Origin of the sequence: Mesorhizobium loti, from assembly GCF_003148495.1 — a bacterium.
Taxonomy (GTDB): domain Bacteria; phylum Pseudomonadota; class Alphaproteobacteria; order Rhizobiales; family Rhizobiaceae; genus Mesorhizobium; species Mesorhizobium loti.
In genome coordinates this window covers 102,718-120,466 of record NZ_QGGH01000013.1, presented here as the reverse complement: position 1 = coordinate 120,466, position 17,749 = coordinate 102,718, and the positions used below count along the sequence as shown (strand labels likewise).

Annotated in this window: 12 protein-coding genes and 1 pseudogene; 6 read left to right on the top strand and 7 right to left on the bottom strand. The window is 58.6% G+C overall.

Annotated elements, in window-relative coordinates; all coding sequences use genetic code 11:
• Positions 1-148 precede the first annotated feature (148 nt).
• A complete protein-coding gene (locus tag C8D77_RS30130) occupies positions 149-2,542 on the bottom strand; it encodes a transketolase-like TK C-terminal-containing protein (RefSeq protein ID WP_109671107.1) in 2,394 nt (797 codons plus the stop codon).
• A gap of 129 nt (positions 2,543-2,671) precedes the next feature.
• Between C8D77_RS30130 and C8D77_RS30125 the strand changes: the two genes are divergently transcribed.
• Both C8D77_RS30125 and C8D77_RS30120 read left to right on the top strand, forming a co-directional pair.
• Positions 2,672-3,136 carry an Lrp/AsnC family transcriptional regulator gene (locus tag C8D77_RS30125; protein ID WP_109671105.1) on the top strand — a complete coding sequence of 155 codons (465 nt, stop codon included), beginning with the start codon at positions 2,672-2,674 and terminating at the stop codon, positions 3,134-3,136.
• Positions 3,137-3,193: 57 nt separating this feature from the next.
• A pseudogene (locus C8D77_RS30120) lies at positions 3,194-3,397 on the top strand (class I SAM-dependent methyltransferase); the annotation flags it as partial.
• Between the two features lie 449 nt (positions 3,398-3,846).
• Here C8D77_RS30120 and C8D77_RS30115 read toward each other — a convergent pair.
• Complete coding sequence (locus tag C8D77_RS30115; protein WP_109671102.1) at positions 3,847-4,755, bottom strand: LysR family transcriptional regulator; 909 nt, start codon at positions 4,753-4,755, stop codon at positions 3,847-3,849.
• A 110-nt stretch (positions 4,756-4,865) separates the two neighbouring features.
• On the opposite strand from C8D77_RS30115, the gene C8D77_RS30110 reads away from it, so the two are divergent.
• The 4 genes from C8D77_RS30110 (at position 4,866) to C8D77_RS30095 (ending at position 9,424) form a co-directional block, all read left to right on the top strand.
• Positions 4,866-5,708 (top strand): isocitrate lyase/PEP mutase family protein, encoded by an 843-nt coding sequence (locus tag C8D77_RS30110; RefSeq protein ID WP_109671100.1) that lies wholly within the window; start codon positions 4,866-4,868, stop codon positions 5,706-5,708.
• Between the two features lie 153 nt (positions 5,709-5,861).
• A complete protein-coding gene (locus tag C8D77_RS30105) occupies positions 5,862-6,887 on the top strand; it encodes an amino acid ABC transporter substrate-binding protein (protein WP_245462989.1) in 1,026 nt (341 codons plus the stop codon).
• A 44-nt stretch (positions 6,888-6,931) separates the two neighbouring features.
• Entirely contained in the window at positions 6,932-8,134 is a 1,203-nt protein-coding gene (locus C8D77_RS30100) for a cystathionine beta-lyase (protein WP_109671095.1), read from the top strand.
• Between the two features lie 12 nt (positions 8,135-8,146).
• Positions 8,147-9,424, top strand: a complete 1,278-nt coding sequence (locus tag C8D77_RS30095; protein ID WP_109671093.1) for a cytochrome P450 — start codon at positions 8,147-8,149, stop codon at positions 9,422-9,424.
• A 742-nt stretch (positions 9,425-10,166) separates the two neighbouring features.
• On the opposite strand, the gene C8D77_RS30080 is transcribed toward C8D77_RS30095, so the two are convergent.
• The 5 genes from C8D77_RS30080 to C8D77_RS30055 form a co-directional block, all read right to left on the bottom strand.
• Entirely contained in the window at positions 10,167-12,815 is a 2,649-nt protein-coding gene (locus C8D77_RS30080) for a bifunctional diguanylate cyclase/phosphodiesterase (protein ID WP_109671086.1), read from the bottom strand.
• A 250-nt stretch (positions 12,816-13,065) separates the two neighbouring features.
• The gene (locus C8D77_RS30075) at positions 13,066-13,272 is read right to left on the bottom strand and encodes a hypothetical protein (RefSeq protein WP_109671083.1); all 207 of its coding nucleotides are present in this window, start codon (positions 13,270-13,272) and stop codon (positions 13,066-13,068) included.
• Between the two features lie 950 nt (positions 13,273-14,222).
• On the bottom strand, positions 14,223-15,125 hold the full coding sequence (locus C8D77_RS30065) for a plasmid partitioning protein RepB C-terminal domain-containing protein (protein ID WP_109671072.1): 903 nt from the start codon (positions 15,123-15,125) through the stop codon (positions 14,223-14,225).
• On the bottom strand, positions 15,122-16,009 hold the full coding sequence (locus C8D77_RS30060) for a plasmid partitioning protein RepB C-terminal domain-containing protein (RefSeq protein WP_109671070.1): 888 nt from the start codon (positions 16,007-16,009) through the stop codon (positions 15,122-15,124). Before C8D77_RS30060 ends, C8D77_RS30065 begins: the two co-directional genes overlap by 4 nt.
• The gene (locus tag C8D77_RS30055) at positions 16,009-17,574 is read right to left on the bottom strand and encodes a recombinase family protein (protein ID WP_109671067.1); all 1,566 of its coding nucleotides are present in this window, start codon (positions 17,572-17,574) and stop codon (positions 16,009-16,011) included. Before C8D77_RS30055 ends, C8D77_RS30060 begins: the two co-directional genes overlap by 1 nt.
• Positions 17,575-17,749 lie beyond the last annotated feature (175 nt).

Below are 17,749 nucleotides of genomic sequence, written 5' to 3'. Positions count from 1 at the left end.
TTTTTTCCGTGCCCTTGATGATCAGGCGTAGTCCAGTCCAGTCAACTCGTGGCGGTTTTTGAACTGTTGGGTCGCCGGCGCGCCATAATCAGTGGTCACCTTCATCCGGTCGCGCAATGAGCTGCGGACAGGCAAACGAGGCACCCGACTAGACCACCCGCAAATTCCTGATCGGTCGGCCAGGTGTCAGCGCCTCAGCCGCGGCGACGATGCCACGAGCATCAATGCCGAAATGGCGGTAGAGGTCTGCGATGGTGCCGGTTTGGCCAAAGTGCTCAACACCCAGCGCGCGTGTGCGGTGACCGTGCACGGATCCAAGCCAGGCCAAGGCTGCCGGGTGGCCGTCGATGACGCTGACGATGCCGCAATGCGAGGGCAAGCCTTCCAAAAGCCGCTCTATGTGGCTGCGTGCTTGTGAAAGGCCGTTGTCGCGGGCGCGCTGCGCCGCGGTCCAGCCCGCGTTGAGTCTGTCGGCCGAAGTCACGGCGAGAAGGCCTACGTCGCGGCGATCCTCCGCCATCAGGCCTATCGCTTCGATCGCTTCCGGCGCAATTGCGCCGGTGTAGGCAACGACGATCTGAGCATTGGGACCGGGTTTGCGCATCCAGTAGGCCCCGTTGAGAATCTCGTTCTCCAACTCGGGCGTGATGACGCGTTTCGGCTGCTCGATCGAGCGCGTGGATAGGCGGAGATAGACAGAACCGCCGGTTGCGTCGCGGAGCCACGTCACCTTATCCGATTCCGTTTCGCCCGACCGCTGCATGTATTCGAACGACCAGCGCATTATCACGGCAAGCTCGTCGACGAAGGTAGGTTCGAAGCTCGCCAGGCCGTCCTGGGCCATGCCAATCAGCGGCGTGGCGATCGACTGGTGCGCGCCGCCTTCCGGTGCGAGGGTAACGCCAGACGGCGTTGCCACCAGCATGAAGCGGGCGTCCTGATAGCAGGCATAGTTCAGCGCATCGAGCCCGCGTTCGATGAACGGATCGTAGAGCGTACCCACTGGCAGCAGGCGCTCACCGAAAATCGAATGCGACAGGCCAAGTGCCGACAGCATGATGAACAGGTTCATCTCGGCGATGCCAAGTTCCAGATGCTGTCCCTTTGGCGAGAAGGTCCAGTTATATGTCGAAGGAATGCGCTCCACCTTGAACAGATCGGCCATTTCCTCGCGAGCGAAGAGGCCTCGGCGGTTGACCCAGGCACCAAGATTGGTTGATACCGTTACGTCTGGAGAGGTGGTTACAACACGGCTGGCGAATTTCGTGTCGCCCTTGGCGATCTCATGCATCAGCAGCCCGAAACCCTGCTGCGTCGACATCGAGGGTTGGGCGCCGAATTCGAGCCGCTCAGGGACATCGATGATCGGAGAAATGTAGCGGCGGCGGCCGGACTGCACAAACGGCACGCCGGCAAGAAAGTCTCTCAGCGTGGCTTCCGGTGTAGCGAGGCCTTCGAACGGGCTCCACTCGCGGCCCTCGCGCACCTTCATCGACTTGCGCAGCGTATCGACTTGGGTAGGCGTCATCAGTCCGGCATGGTTGTCCTTGTGTCCAGCGAGCGGAAGACCGAAACCCTTGATGGTGTATGCGATAAAGCAGGTCGGGCGGTCATGCGTTCTCGCCTGCTCGAACGCATCGAGAATCGATGGCAGGTCGTGGCCACCCAAATTGCTCATCAGCCGCGCGAGATCATCGTCACTGCGTCTCTCGATCAGTCGTGAGACGTCACCCTGATCGCCGAGGTCATCGAACAGGCGCTTGCGCCACGCCACCCCACCTTGGAAAGCCAAAGCGGAGTAGAGTTGGTTGGGGCAGGCGTCGATCCATTCGCGCAGCTTCTCGCCGCCAGGTTCGGCGAACGCCGCCTGTTGAAGCATCCCGTGTTTCAGGATCACAACATCCCAGCCGAAGTTGCGAAACATGGACTCGAACCTCGCCCATAGTCCCTCGCGTACCACCGCATCAAGGCTTTGCCGGTTGTAGTCGACGATCCACCATGTGTTGCGAAGACCATGCTTCCAGCCTTCGAGCAGAGCCTCGAAGATGTTGCCTTCATCCATCTCGGCGTCGCCGATCAATGCCACCATGCGGCCTTCGGGACGGCTGGTCCCGAGGCCTTTTGCGCGAATGCAATCCTGCACCAGCGAGGAGAAAAGTGTCTGCGCCACGCCGAGCCCGACCGAACCGGTGGAGAAATCGACGTCGTCGACGTCCTTGGTGCGCGATGGATAGGATTGCGCGCCGTTGAAGCCGCGAAAATTCTCAAGCTTCTCCCGAGTCTGATTGCCGAACAGATATTGGATTGCGTGGAAGATCGGGCTGGCATGCGGTTTCACCGCAACCCTGTCCTCAGGTCGCAGAATGGAGAAATAGAGGGCAGTCAGGATCGTGTTCAGCGAGGCCGAAGACGCTTGATGACCCCCGACCTTCAACCCGTCGCCATTGTCGCGCAGATGGTTGGCATTGTGGATCGTCCAGATTGCGAGCCACAGCACTTTGCGCTCAAGTTCGGCAAGGATGGAAAGGCGTTGCGCTGTCATGATCAGGTCCCTTGAGAGGGGCAGAGCCTAAACCTCTTCAAACACGAGATGTAACCAAACTTGCCTTTGACCTGGCGATCATTTAGCTGCTTTCACCAATTTGACACTTATGGTGAAGGAAATCAGCTAGTGCGCGGGTTGGACGAGATTGACAGGAAAATCATCGCGGCGATCCAAGGCAACGGCAAGATCACGGCCAATGAACTGTCTGATCGCGTCGGTTTGTCGCCGTCTCCCTGCGCCCGGCGTGTGCGCTTATTGGAAGATTCTGGCGTGATCAAAGGATACACGGCAGTAATAGACCAGAAGAAGGTCGGCCTGCCCATCAGTGCCTTCGCATCGATCAAGCTCGAGCGGCAGCGCGAAGAAGATCTTGACCGGTTCGCGCTCGCCGTGGCGCGTTGGCCGGAGGTAGTGGACTGCTACCTCATGACTGGGCAGCGCGACTATCTGATGCGCATCGTAGTGCGCGACCTCGAAGCGTACGAGCGGTTCATCAAGGACAAACTCACGCGTTTGGACGGCGTCGCCTCGATCGAAACGAGCTTCGCCCTTGATCAGGTCAAGCGTTCCGAGGTGCTTCCCTTAGAATAGGAATCTGCGGCACCAAAGTCTAGCCGAGGTCGCGCACTCCCAGAGCCGCAACTAGTAAGGTTCACTGACTGGTTCGCAAAAGGCGTGCTGAAGCACCATCGAACCTTGGCCACCACGCTCAACACGCTGATCGGCACGGGGTTCGAGTTGCGCCGGTTGGAAGAGTTTGCGCCCACGCCTGAACAGATCGCGGAGATACCGGAGCTGGCCGAAGAGCTGGAGCGACCGATGATGATGCTGGTTTCGGCGCACAAGCGTTGACCCCACCCGTCGCCCAGCCTCCTTGTCTGGGCGACGGGAAATCGAATGACTGGAAAGGGCCGACTGCGGACGATGATCTTGCCTCGTCCCGCCCAGAAAAAAGCTCGAAAAGAGCTTGACCTCACCCCGCCGATTAGAGAAGCGCCGCCACAGGCGGGACGCGGGACCGCCACCCCCGGCGAGAGGTGCCTTGTCCGCTACCGATCTGCTCGCAGATCGGTAGCGGTGACGAAGTCAAATCGTATCTCGGCAACTGCTCCTCGTGATGCGAGTGGCTCGCGAGAACCTTGTTGATAGCAGGGTCGTGCGCCTTTGATCTGGACGACGATGGTCGCACAAAATAGGCGGGTTGTTCAGAAATGAAAGTCTGGACGTCCAAGCCGCCCACCCTCCTACTCGGTGCATCCATGGCATGTACAACTGGGCTCAGGGGGCGCCGCCGAGATTTTTCAAAGATCGCGGCCGAGATAGTCCGTGCTAAGCAGTTCGTGCAACCTGCTGGCGGCTGCACTCAGGAATCCACCTCGACGCGTAACGATGAAAATCGGAATGGTAAGCGTCAAATCCCTTACATCGATCGTGGCGAGCGTTCCGGCGGCGCGTTCTTCGGCGACACCACTTTCAGTCATCAAGGCGAGACCAAAGCCTGCTTCTACGAGACGCTTCTGCGCAGTCAGGCTGTCCACAGGGGTCCAGTCGACTTCACCGAGCCCAAGCGTCTGGAAAATGCTGAACACATGCGAGGCCCAGATCTCGCGCTGTCCCGGGATTTCCGGAAAGGCTATCCACCGCTCGTCGACCAATCCGGCGAGTGACTTGATCGAACTGCCGGCCGAGGCATGGTCTGTCGAGCAGACGACCAGCAATTTTTCCGCGCCGAGGCAATCATATTGCAGGTCTGGTGAGCGATCCCGGTCATAACGAATGCCAATGGTGGCTTCGCCACGCCGTACCAGATCGCTAACTTCGGTGCTGCGGACCGTCTGCAACGCAAGGTCGACGGAAGGATGGCTGGCGGCAAACCGCTTCAGGATGCCGGTAAGGCTGGTGCTGGCCAGAGTGCCCACGGCCGCCAGTGACAAAGGGCCGGCATTCTCGGTCTTGAGTGCCAGTACCGCTGTCTCGGCGTCCTGAAGGGCAGCAAGCGCGCGCTCCGCATAGGGTAGCAAGACGCGCCCGGCCTGGCTCAGCGCGATGCCGGTGGACATGCGTTCGAAGAGCGGTATGCCAAGTTCCTGTTCCAGCAGACTGATACGGTGCGAGATGGCCGGCTGCGTTCGGTTCAAAACGCGGGCCGCGTTCGAAAAACCACGTTGCCGGTAAACGGTCAGGAATGTGTTCAGTGCTTCAGCATCCATCTCTTCGCTATAAATAAAATCTATGTCCTAGACAAATATAAGAAATTGGACGAATGCCGGCAAGCCAAATAGCAGTGTCCTCGCTTGTGCATTGCGGAGGAGGTACGCTCATGGCCACACAGATCGACAAGGCGAAAGCGTTCAAGGCGCTACACTCCACCGAGCGTGGTTTCGTTATGCCCAATGCATGGGACGCGGGAAGCGCGGTCGTTCTGGCGGAAGGCGGCGTCCAGGCAATCGGCACCACAAGTGCCGGGATCGCCTTCTCGCTCGGCAAGCCCGACTTTGACATTCGCGATGCGGGCTGCGCGCTGACGCGCGAAGAAATGTTCCAACGGCTTCGGCAGATCGTCGACGCCATTGTCTTGCCGGTGAATGGCGATCTCGAGGACGGCTACGGCCGCGATACGCAATCGGTTGCCGAAACGATAAGGCTTGCCATCGCAGTGGGCCTGGCTGGCGGCAACATTGAGGACAACAACCCTCGTACCGAAGGCCTTTACGAGGAGGGGCTTGCGGTCGAGCGCATAAGGGCAGCGAGAGTTGCGATCGAGGCAAGCGGCGGCGCCTTTGTCCTGAACGCCAAGATCGATGCATTCCTTGTCGGGGTGCCCGATCCGCTGGAGACAGCTATAAGGCGGGCGAACCTGTTTCTCGAGGCGGGGGCCGACTGTGTGTATCCCTGCGGTCCCAACGATCTGGACACGATCAAGACCTTGGTCCGCGAAATCAATGGTCCGGTCAATATTGTCATCGGTTGGGGCACCGTTCCCTTAAGTGTGCCGGTGTTGCTCGACATCGGTGTGAAACGCGTCAGCCTCGGTGGCAGCATAGCGCGCTCAGCACTTGGCCTTGTGCGCCGAAGCGTCCGCGAATTGTGCGATCAGGGCACCATCAATTTTGCGGCCGACCAGATTGGCCAGCAGGAGTTGAACGCTCTTTTCTCAAGGTGACCGGAACATCGGGTGATCGCATCGCCGGCGCGGCTTCCTTCGTGCCATCGCCAATTCACGCAAGGCAGAACCAGAACGAATTCCGGGATCGGCGGCCGCGATGCACCGATCGAAGATCCATGGATTCAACACAACAAAATTGGGAGAATGGAAATGACCGAATTGCTGAAGCTGGTGCTTGCTGTGCCACTGCTTGCATATGCGATGCCGGCGGCCGCGGATACGCTTGATAACGTCAAGGCCGCCGGCTTCGTCAAATGCGGCGTCAGCACAGGCGTCTCCGGGTTCTCGGCGCCCAATGACAAGGGCGAGTGGTCCGGTCTCGACGTCGATCTTTGCCGCGCTGTCGCGGCTGCGATTTTCGATGATCCCAAGGCGGTGAAATTCTCTCCCTTGTCGGCCAAGGAGCGGTTTACGGCCATTCAGTCGGGCGAGGTCGACATCCTGCAATACAACACCACCTGGTCGCTCAGCCGCGACACTGCCCTTGGCCTGAATTTCCGCGCCGTCAACTACTATGACGGCCAAGGCTTCATGATCAATTCCGCGAAGTTGCCCGGGGTAAAGTCGGCCCGGCAGTTGGACGGCGCTTCGGTCTGTATCCAGACGGGCACGACCAGCGAGCTGAATGTTGCCGATTACTTCAAGGCCAACAAGATCGAATACACCCCCGTCGTCTTTGAAAAGCTCGAGGAAATCCAGGCCGCGTATGACTCCGGACGCTGCGATGTCGTCACCATCGACCAGTCGGCATTGTACAGCGTTCGGCTGACGCTCGCCAATCCCGCCGACCACATTGTTCTTCCCGAGGTCATTTCCAAGGAGCCGCTCGGGTCGGCGGTCCGACAGGGCGACGACAAGTGGTTCGATGTCGTCAGTTGGACGCACTACGCGATGGTGACGGCAGAGGAACTGGGCATCACCCAGGCCAATGTCGATGACATGAAAGTCAATGGCAATCCCGAGGTGAAGCGTGTGCTCGGCCAGGAGGCGGACAGCAAGCTGGGCGCGGAGCTTGGTCTCGACAGCGACTGGGTTGCCCGCATCGTCAAGCATGTCGGCAACTATGGTGAGGTTTTCGAACGCAATGTCGGCGCCGGGAGCCCATTGAAGATCGCCCGTGGCATCAACGCCTTGTGGACCAATGGCGGTCTGCAATATGCGCCGCCTCTGCGCTGATGCCGCAGGTCACAATTCCAGCCGCGCAACCGCCGAGAGACCGGATGACGCCTGACGGAAAATGTCCGACACCGGTGGGTATCAACACGCGGCTGGCGCATATCGGCTACGAGCCGAGTGGCTATTTCGGGTTCGTCAATCCGCCTGTGGTGCATGCATCGACAGTGTTGTTCCCCGACGCTCAAACGATGGCGAAGCGAGACCAGAAGTACATCTACGGAACACACGGAACGCCGACCACCGAGGCACTTTGCCGTGCCATCGACACGTTGGAAGGCTCAGCCGGCACGGTCCTGGTTCCGTCGGGCCAGGCAGCCGTCGCCCTGCCAATGCTGGCCTTTCTGTCGGTCGGCGATCACGCGCTGATCACGGATTCCGTCTATGCACCGACCCGCCAGTTCGCCGATCTCGTGCTGAGCCGCATGGGCGTAGAGGTCGAGTATTACGCGCCGCGCATCGGTGCCGGCATCAAACGGCTTTTGCGATCCAACACCAAGGTCGTCTTCACCGAGTCTCCGGCCTCCAACACATTCGAAGTGCAGGACATTCCGGTAATCGCCAGAGCCGCTCATGCCGGCAATGCCGTGGTGATGATGGACAACACTTGGGCGACGCCGCTGTTCTTTCGGCCGCTCGAGCATGGCGTCGATATCTCGATCCATGCGGCGACGAAATATCCGGGTGGCCATGCCGACCTGCTGCTTGGCACGGTCTCCGCCAATGCCGCCACCTTGCCACGGCTCTGGGAGATGTTCCTGGCGCTCGGGATTCCCGCCGCGCCCGATGACACCTATCAGGTTCTGCGTGGTCTGCGGACGATGGGAGTGCGGCTCGCCCATCATCAGAAAAGCGCACTCGAGATCGCGTCGTGGCTCGAGCATCAGCCGGGCATTGCGCGCGTGCTTCATCCGGGCCTTTCGAGCCATCCAGACCATGCCATCTGGAAACGCGATTTCTTCGGCGCAAGCGGGGTCTTTTCGATTGTTCTCGCAGGTGGCTCGCAGGCGCACGCATTTCTCGATGCGCTGAAGATATTCGGCTTGGGCTTTTCGTGGGGCAGCTACAGTAGCCTCGCCATGCAGGTCGATCTCGCGGATCGAACCGTCGCCGCTGGCGATTTCGAGGGCCCGCTGATCCGCCTGCAAATCGGCCTCGAGGACATTGAGGACCTCAAGCAGGATCTGGCGCGTGGATTGAGAGCGGCAAGATGCACGGGCCAGCCAGGCGCTGATCAATCGGTTTTATGAAGGAGATTCGACATGGTGAGCCCACGGGACAATGCCGACACATCCGACCCGCTCAACACAGTGAGCCGTGGTTCGGTCATGCCGAACGGCATGGTCACCGATGAGCCCACACACGTGCGGGCAGCGGCGGCGCACGCGGATCCCTATCCCTTCTATGCGCGCCTGGTGTCCGGCGAGCCGATTTATCGAGAGGGGCCGGCCGGACCATGGGTCGCCGTCAGCGCGGCGGCGGTGAACGCTGTGCTGACCAGCCCGCTTTGCCTGACGAGGCCGGCGGTCAGCCCGGTGCCCGAGCCGCTGATCGGTACGCCTGTCGCCGAGATTTTCAGCCGCCTCGTGCGGATGAACGATGGGGAGATTCACTGTCCGTTGAAAAGCACGGTGACGACCACGCTCGAAGGCTTGAACGAACGACGTGTCACTGACCTCGCGAATGATCTGGCGAAGGACCTGGCGGCAACGATCAAACCCGAGGAAGATAGCGAGCGGCTGAACCGGTTTGTTTCTGCCTTGCCGGCACAAATCATCATGAGCCTGCTCGGGATTCCAGCCGCCAGCTTTTCGGACGTCTCACGCTGGATGGGCGACTATGGCGCGGCTGCAACGGCCGCTGTTACGGGTGTTCCCAAGTTCACCCCTGCCATTCTGCAAGCCGGGGCCGACAGTTCGGCCAAGCTTCTCGGCCTGTTTCGCGGCATGCTTGAGGCTCTGCGCGACGATGACGGTTCGCTCTTTGCCACGTTGTCGCGGCAAGCGGCCCGTTCAGGCCGGTTGGATGCGGATCTGGTGATCGCCAACGGCATAGGGCTGATGGCGCAAGGCTTTGCCGGAACCTCCGCGCTGATCGGTTCGACGCTTGTCGCGCTGGCACGCCATCCCGATGCGTTGGCGGCTGTCCGTGGCGATCGCGCACTGCTTGGGCAGGCTATTCAGGAGGTGCTGCGGTTCGATCCGACAACGCACAGCACCCTTCGCTTCGTGGCCCGCGATGGCGTCGTCGCCGGGCAAGCGATGCAGGCGAATGACATGATCATCGTCACCTTGGCCGCGGCCAGCCGCGATCCGGCGCTCAATCCTGATCCTGATCGCTTCGACATGTTTCGCGACAACAGACGATATCTGGAGTTCGGCGCCGGCGTGCATGCCTGCCCCAGTGCTGTGCTAGCGACGACGATCGCCGAGATCGCCCTGAGCCATCTGCTTGGTCGAGGGGTCGTTTGCGAAGGCCTTGAGGAACGGGTTTCCTACCGACACTCAGCGCATGTCCGGATGCCTGTTTTCAGTGTCTAGGTCCCCGGCAAGCGTTCGAGTGGCTTGACCGCTCTGTCGATCGCTGTGTTTTCCCTGGCCCTCGCGTGCAGCGTCAAGCAAAGACGCTTTGTGACTTTGCGCAAAGCAGGGCCAATTCAGGAGGACTTCCCTTCCTCGTCAGTCGGCGCGATCAAGCCGTTCCGCAACCGCCTGTTGAGTTCATGCCACGACGGATCCATTACAAAGCCGCTCATGTTTCCACATGCCTCGGCGAGTGTCAGGTCGCCGAGGCGCTTGATAAGGTCACCCAATCCGCCGGCTCTGCCATCCAGCACCGCCGTGCAGACCATCGATCTCGGACAAGGGCGAACCTCACGGCGGCAGCGAGCGGGAACGTCATGCTGCCGAGATCGCGCGACATGGTCGAATGGCCTGGCAGAAGCGACACGGTTACGGCAAACGCTCCCTCTTCGAAACCGCAATTTCACGCGTCAAGAGGATCAACGGCGGATGCCTGGCGTCCCGGACCCTCGGGTCGCAGCAGAACGAGATAGCCATTCACATCGCCATCGCCAATCGCAACATGCGGATCGCGAGGCCAATCTCCGAGCGCGTCCGCTGAAATCACTACAAAGTCTGCTTCAGCCGCTATAGGCTCAATGCACCAGCGCCGTCCATAATAAGCGCCTTGGAGGCACCCTGCCGATTGTTCATTGGATGCGAGTGCCCGCTGCGGTCATCCTCTTTCCGTGGACGTACTCGTCGCCGATGTGCGTCGATCTCAGGATGCTGTGCGCCTTCGACGGCCGCTTAAGAACTCCATGATGCCGTGTGCGCTCACCGGCCGGCTCAGCCCATAGCCTTGCAGGATGTCGCAGCCCAAATCCTTAAGGATCTCGGCCTGCCGCATCGTCTCGACACCTTCGGCGATGACTTCCACTCCCAAAGATCTGCCAATCTGCACAATCGATTGAACGACCTCTCGCTGCTGGGCTGACTCGGCGACTGGGCCGATTAGCTGGCGTGCAATTTTCAGCCGTCGCGGCTGAAGTTTCATCACGCTGACAATCGACGCGTGGCCGGTGCCAAAATCGTCAATTTCGATGTCGATACCAAGTTCCTTGATCTGGTTGACGTTCCAGACCATAAGCTCATCATTGTCGTCGAGAAAAATTGACTCTAGAAGCTCGAACGAAAGGGTTCCTGGTTTTATTGAAAGCGACGTCAGGCTGTTGATCAGTTCCTCATCCTGCAGCCGCCTCGCAGAGACGTTGACAGAAGTGCGCGGCATCAGCAGCCCGGCTCTCTGCCACTGATCAAAGTCGTGAAGGGTTTGCTCGAGTATCAGCCGGTCAATAATCGCAACGACATCCAACTCTTCCGCAATCTTCAGGAACTCGGCCGGCGTCTGAAGTCCGCCGGTCGGATGGTTCCAGCGCGCGAGCGCCTCAACGCCCGCAACCTCCAGTGTTTTTGCGTCGAACTGCAGCTGGTAATGGGGAACGAATTCGTTACGTTCCAGGCCTGCAAGGATCTCATCGGCGACCCGTTTGGTCCGAACGATCTCAGACTGGAGATCTTGGGTAAAGAACTCATATCGATTGCGTCCGCGGCTCTTTGCCCGGTAGAGCGCTATGTCCGCGTTGACCATCAGGCGCGGGCCGTCGACAGCACCGTCCGCATCGACCGCGATGCCGACGCTGACCCCGATACGGCATTGGTGGTCTTTGTAGGGCACTGGCTGTCGCAATCTCTGTAGAATGCCATCGGCCCGTTGGCTGAGTTGGTCAATCGAGATATCGCTGCTGCAGACTACGACAAACTCATCGCCTCCGACTCGGGCAACGAAATCGGCTGGCCGAACAGTCGATGTCAGCACCTTTGCGGTATGGATCAGCACGGCGTCCCCGACAGCGTGGCCGAGTGTGTCATTGATCTGTTTGAAACGATCGAGATCAAGATGCAGAAGCGCGGCGCCGCGGCCGGCGGTTGAACCTGTGGCGGCGTGGCTGTCAAGCATGATGTCGAGGTAGCGGCGATTTGGAAGGCCGGTCAGCGTATCGTGAAGCGCTGCATACTCATTGCGCGCCGTCGCCGCCTCGAGCTCAGCATTTCTCGTTTCGGCGAGGTCCTTTGCTTGCTCCAACTCCCGCGTCAGGGCCACATCCGCCGTCACGTCCCATTCTGCTCCGACCATTTTGTGCTTGGTATCATCACTGTAACTTTTGGCACGCGCGCGAAGATGTCGAACAATTCCATTGGGAAGCACGACACGATATTCTGAGGAGTACAGACCCGTCGCGATCCCTTGCTTGAAATCCAGCTTGGCCTGCTCAAGATCGTCGATGTGGATCGATCTTGACCACTCTTCGAAGGACCTCGGTTCGCCATCTGCCGGCTTTCCATAAATTTCGTTCAGGCGGTCGTCCCAAAATATGATGTCTGAGTCGAGATCCTGCTCCCAGACGCCAATTTGCGAGGCGTCAAGCGCGAGTTCCAGCCTCTCCGAAAGCTGTGCAAGCCGTCGTTCGCTGCGGCGCAGATCGGCGTAGTGCTTACGCCGTTGCTCGAGAAGCCGCCCTGCAATGACTATGGGAACCACGACCAGTGCGCCGCCGATGAGCATTGCCAGTCGCAAAATCCAGGCGTTGCGGGGCGTAGCACTCCAACCACCCTTGGGAATAGCAGCAATCTGCCACGATCCTGTCGGCAGCCGCACCTCGGCTGTGACGGGATTGCTTTCGATCACGTGCGCGGGACCGTAAAATCGCGCGCCGCTTTGGCCGAGAGAGTCTTTTCCCGTCAGGGCGATCTCGATCGGCAGTTTCTTGTCTAAAAGACCGCTGTCCTCGTACAGTTTTTGAATGTCGATTACCGCAGCCACTATGCCCCAGAACGTCTCGGTTGGGCGGTCACGGTCGAGGAAGACGGGGAATCGCCCGATGAATGCCTGACCGCCTTGTTTGAGTTCTACTGGTCCGGCCAACACCAGTCGTCTGGAATCGCGTGCCCGAAGTACCGCTTCACGCTGCTCTTCATCCTTACTAAGGTCCAGTCCAACGACCTTTTCATTGCCTTCCATCGGATACATCAACGAAATGACCAGGCCAGGGGCCGCGCCAATGTTTCTGAGATGTGTCTTCTCGCGAAAGATGCTCTCTGCCAGCTTGGCAAAGCGGGCTTGGCTCATATTCGGTTCGGTAACGATCGTCGCGATCAGGCCGCGCGCCAATTGGAGATCCCCATTGACGTTGCCCTCGAGATTGGCGCGGATGAGGTTCATCTCCTTCGCAACGTCAACGCGCATTGCCTGCTCGGCAACGACGCTGTTTTGATGGTCGGCAAAAAATCCAGCGATCAACAGCACGACGAGGGCAATCACTGCCGGAAGACTGGTCCAGGTCATCAAGGTGCGGAAGCGCTGCTGCATTGCAAATGGCAAGGTGGAATCTCGATCGGCCAAGCTTCCGATTGGCCAAGGCTATCAGAGCGAACTTAATCGAATCTTGGTTCGCCTACTCAAAGTTTAGAAAGACATTTCTTTGCCGGTTAGGCAAATACTGGAGGCGGCCAGTACGTCAGGGTTTCTTCCGGTTGGCTTTTTTTGATGGAATGGCGCCAGACGACTTCGACAAAGGGCTTCAGTGCTCCGTGTCCGCTACAGACATCGGAGGAGTGCGTTATCTAACTTCGACGATCTTTTGTCGCAAGGCGTTTTCGATGGGATCAGGCATGGTGCCAGCGCTGGTCGCGGACGCACTGAGATGAAGATAAAGCGGCTTGCCGGCGCGTACCATGGCACGCGCGATCGCGAGCTCGGCTTCAGTCTTGGCATTCTCTTTCTGTGTCATGTTGTCGGCGGCAATGAGCCGCTTCAGCGCCCGCAATGTCTCACCCCGGGCCCAGCCCACTTCGACGCGATGGCACGAGGTGAGTTTAATGACGCTGCATTGGATTCATCGAGCGGCGACGGTTGCATTGAGTACCCGTCCCCCGCGCGTTTTCGAGACATTTGATATCGCGACATAAGTTTCCGAACGAAAACTGCGTTCAGCGAGGGCAAATGAGGGACTAGTTCGCCGATGTCCTGAAAACGGTTGATTTCCGGGCAGAGGCCAAGTCGCTTATAAACGCGTTTCGGTTGAGCTCAGCAACGTCTTTTGAAGGGCCGCTTTGCGCCGCTTCTCCGTGATGACCTTGGCAAGCGGAAACGAAACGGCTCCGCTATTGGAAATGGGCAGGTCGGCGCCAGTCGGGCCAACTGTCAGCCCTGGGCTACATACGAGCCGGCACCCTGAGTTGGACATAGGGTCACCGGCCGATCCTCTCACACTCGTCGAGCATCCCGCCGAGTTCCTGGCAAAGAATGACTTGGCCCAAACCGTTCGAATTGTCGTCCAGGCCCATCCGCCGGTTATAAGACGACACCTGGTCCCTCAATTGAGATACCCGGCCAGCGCTATGACCGCTGGAGTAGGCCCATCCGCCTACAGCGCATATGATCAGTGCAGAAACGAAGACGGCAAGTGTCAACTTGTTACCGTGCACCTTTTCAGGCAAAAACTTAACAACGCTTTGCATGAACTATTATCTACAGTTGCCATTTTACGGGCCTCAAGTGTGACGCAAAAAGATAAACATTTTCTTGGGCGCCCGATCACCGAAATGCGCATAGATGTGGCAGATGGGCGCCGTTTTCTACAGGCTGGGGTTTCGGTATGCGCCCCCCGAGTTGCGGCATTACCAAGTCCCCACTGGAAAACCAGCAGCAGGGAGGCATCCTCCTCATGTCCGGCGGATTGCTGACGTTGTCAGTGGGAATGCCTCTTCGCAGACGCTAGACAGGCGTTCGGGCAGCATTGGTCATTTTCTGAAATTCAGAAAGAATCTCCGGGAAACTCTGCGCAAGATATCGAACAATGCGGGCGTTCTCCAGCAGCCGGCTGAGATACCCCGTGGCCACCACCAGATCCAGATGGTCAGATCCATAGCTCTCCTCGACAAGCCGGTATTCCTTATCGAGTTTGGTTGACTCGTTCTCCATCAATGCGATCTGCGCGTCGCTCAGCCCGGCAAGCTTTTTCGGCTGCGACGTATCGGCAAGCTGTGACTGCGGGGTCGCGCCGACCAGGGACTTTGCGTAGTTGATCGAGAATTTGTTCATGGCGATCATCAGTTGCGCCGCCTCGATCTGACGCACCGCGGCCAACTTCCGTAGTTCGATGAATGTGTTGGTCGGGACGAAGCGGTCCTTGAGCATGTCGACCGCTTCCCGACAGATCCCTTTCAGCAGATGTTTTTTAAGCCTGATTTGGGCGATGTTGACATTCAGGGTTCTCGCGATGGTCTCTTCAGGGACGCCGCTGTCGATGGCTTTCAGGATCATGAAGTGTTCCTGGATCGTCGCGAGCCGGCTCACCCGTTTGTTGTAGGTGAATGCCTCGTCATCGTTGGCCACCAGACAATCAACCTCAGTGGCGCCTATCTCGCGCAAGATCTCGATACGCATGTGGCCGTCGACCAGCAGGTACTTTCCCGGCGTGTCTTTGTCCCTTGCGACCACGGGCAGTTCCACAAGTCCGATCTCGCGAACGGATGACCTGACCTGTTGGTATTTCGGAGTTTCCCTGGCGCTTTCGGTAAACAGGTGAAGCGGCTGGATGTCTTCAAGCCGAAGGCGAATTGTATCGCGCTCAAAAGCGGATTTTATGTCCTGAATTGTAGGGTGCTGTGTGGTCATGCGGGCTCAACTCTGCTGATCCTGGCCGCCAGGTTTCGTGGAAGGGTGTTCAGTCCTTCCGCCGCAAGAAGGTCCTGGAATGCCTCTTCTGCCATCAGTTGCCGCAAGGCGTGGGTCACAAACAGCAGGCGGTTTCGCGTTGCGTCCGCTTTCCGGACAAGAATGCGTTTTCTGTCCGTGTCCGCTTTGAAAGCCTTGATCAATGCTGATGCTGAAGGAGTCTTCGTGCGATCTGGCAGGAACGTTCCCAGGCCTTTCCCCCGCCTGCGGCGGTTCTCAATCAAGCGGCGCGCTATCACAAGCTTATGACCACGCAGCTGGTTCTTTTTATAGGCAAGCTGAAGAACCGCTTGGATACCGGGCTCGTCGGCGGTGGAAATATCGACTGCGACCGACAGCGGGATCTGGCCGGAGTCGACGGCCCGCAGAAGGCGCTGTTCGCCTTGTGACAGAAGGCGTGCAACCCCTCTGACATATTCGGTCGAAAGACCGATCTTTGCTGCGATGCCGGCGTCCGAATAGCCGCTTTCTTTCAGCCGACCGATATCGCGAAGAAGGTCATAGGCGGTATGATACCGGCGAGCACAATTTTCCACCAACCCTTTAACCAGCGCTTCGGCCTTGGTTGCCTCTATCACAAAGGCGGGAATCTCGGTCTGGCCAAGCAGCCTGAAGGCCTCGATCCGCCCCTGGCCGCACACCAGATCGTGCGTGAAGGCGCCTTCGTCGACATCGCTTTTCGTCACCGTGACGGGACGCTTCAGGCCGACGCTCTTGATGCTGTCGACAATATCCTGGAAGGATTTTTTGCCTCGCGTGCGCGGGTTGGTAATTTTGATCGCGTCCAGGCGCAGGAGCGAGATTGGTCTGTTGGTGGCGTCCATCAGCGAGCGGCCGTGATGGCGTTGCGTTCGGCCAAGGCGAACAGCGGATCCAGCGATTTGAAGAAGAAAGTGTTGAACTCCAGTCTCTTGTTCAAGGCGCGGTTTAAGGGTTTTCCACCAATCTCATTTGCTGGCGCAATCAGATAATCCAGGATCGTCTGGTTATCCGGGCTCATGCGGATGGCCACTTTCACGTCCGCAGCGGTACCCCGTTCCGCAGGGGCCAACCAATGAGGATAGCCGTATGGCGTGTTGCGACAGCGACCCATCGCAATGGATACGGTGAATTCATCATTGACGCGAAGCACGCCGAGACCGCTCTGACGCACCGCAGAGCCGCCCGCCCGCTCAATGGTCGCGACTATCGTTTGGACGACTTCTTCGAAGATCTCACGAAGCCGCCTTCTGATATCAAGAAACCGATAGTTCTGAGACGGATCGTATCCAACGAGCTTGTAGGCTCGCAGCAGACTGCCGAATTTTTTCCTGTAGCGGCTGCTTGGCGGACAATTAGCCGCCGCGTCAATGATCGGGCCTGAGAGGGTACCGCGCTTCTTCAGAAGTTCGGCGAGCACAACCAACATCTGATTGTTGCCCATCTTAGATGAGCGGGCGTCGGCTATGACTTGAGCCCGTTCGAACAGTTTGCGGTCTACAATGGGTTCAAAGACACCATCGGCGCGCACCCATTTGGTCGTATCATTGGTCACCTTCCTTTGCTTGAGCTTGAAAGACTGCCGATTCCAGACGTTGTTGCCGACATATTTTTCGTTGCTGAGTATCTGGTGAATGGATTCGCGTTTCCACGATCGATTGAGATCGGTGACCACTCCCTTGGTATTCAACGACCGCGCAATTTGTAGCTCGGTCCGACCACCCTTCACATATTCATTATAGATACAGCGCACCGTAGCAATTTCATCAGGTGGTCCAGGTACGAGGATGACCCGATCCGTCTGGAGGCTCTTGTACTCTTTGAGAGCGAGCATGGTCTTTGTGCGCCCATGCTGGTCGATGAGCCGGCGCCTCAGGCCCAGGCCGGACGACCCTCCTTGCCGGTATCCCATTTGAATGAGCCTGCACTGGCCGGCAAACACCTTGACCGACAACACGCGACTGTGCTCGGCCGCCATGGTGCGCTTTATTGCCTTGAGCAGGTCTGATGCGATGGTGCCATCGTTGGCAAACTGTTCGCCACAGTATTCAATTCGCACTCCGGCAACGCGACACCGGTACTCGTACGACGCACTCTCATCGGGGTTCGGGAATCGCCCCCAGCGGCTCACGTCGTAGACGATGATGATTTCGAAACCCGCGTTCTTCGTCTCGACGTCCGCCAACAGCCTTTGCAAGCCGGCGCGACCTTCAAGGTTCAAGCCGCTGCGACCAGCGTCCTCGTATGTGGCTACGATGTCGTAGTTCATCGCAGCCGCGAAGGCGCGGATTGCATCCTTCTGATTGTCGATCGAGAAGCTCTGGCGGTCAGTAGACATTCGCACGTACTGAGCTGCGCGCACGCGTTGTGCGTCTACAGAAGGTCGACGGGCCGTGTGCGCCTCTTCCATCACTCCGCGCCTAAAAGGCAGATTGAACGTTCGCTTGAACCAGCGACCCTAGCGGCATGACGCTTCAATCCCGTTACACATTGACCGACACTTTGTATCGAATGAGGCTTTGTTGCCATGAACCGAGAGGGTCAAAAAATAGCAGGCAGGGTTTCTATCAACGCCCGAGAAACCA

Coding starts and splice junctions, on each gene's coding strand:
- C8D77_RS30110 (WP_109671100.1), top strand. CDS start 4,866: ATGGCCACACAGATCGACAAGGCGAAAGCGTTCAAGGCGCTACACTCC.
- C8D77_RS30095 (WP_109671093.1), top strand. CDS start 8,147: ATGGTGAGCCCACGGGACAATGCCGACACATCCGACCCGCTCAACACA.
- C8D77_RS30130 (WP_109671107.1), bottom strand. CDS start 2,542: ATGACAGCGCAACGCCTTTCCATCCTTGCCGAACTTGAGCGCAAAGTG.
- C8D77_RS30065 (WP_109671072.1), bottom strand. CDS start 15,125: ATGACCACACAGCACCCTACAATTCAGGACATAAAATCCGCTTTTGAG.
- C8D77_RS30115 (WP_109671102.1), bottom strand. CDS start 4,755: ATGGATGCTGAAGCACTGAACACATTCCTGACCGTTTACCGGCAACGT.
- C8D77_RS30105 (WP_245462989.1), top strand. CDS start 5,862: ATGACCGAATTGCTGAAGCTGGTGCTTGCTGTGCCACTGCTTGCATAT.
- C8D77_RS30060 (WP_109671070.1), bottom strand. CDS start 16,009: ATGGACGCCACCAACAGACCAATCTCGCTCCTGCGCCTGGACGCGATC.
- C8D77_RS30080 (WP_109671086.1), bottom strand. CDS start 12,815: ATGCAGCAGCGCTTCCGCACCTTGATGACCTGGACCAGTCTTCCGGCA.
- C8D77_RS30055 (WP_109671067.1), bottom strand. CDS start 17,574: ATGGAAGAGGCGCACACGGCCCGTCGACCTTCTGTAGACGCACAACGC.
- C8D77_RS30100 (WP_109671095.1), top strand. CDS start 6,932: ATGACGCCTGACGGAAAATGTCCGACACCGGTGGGTATCAACACGCGG.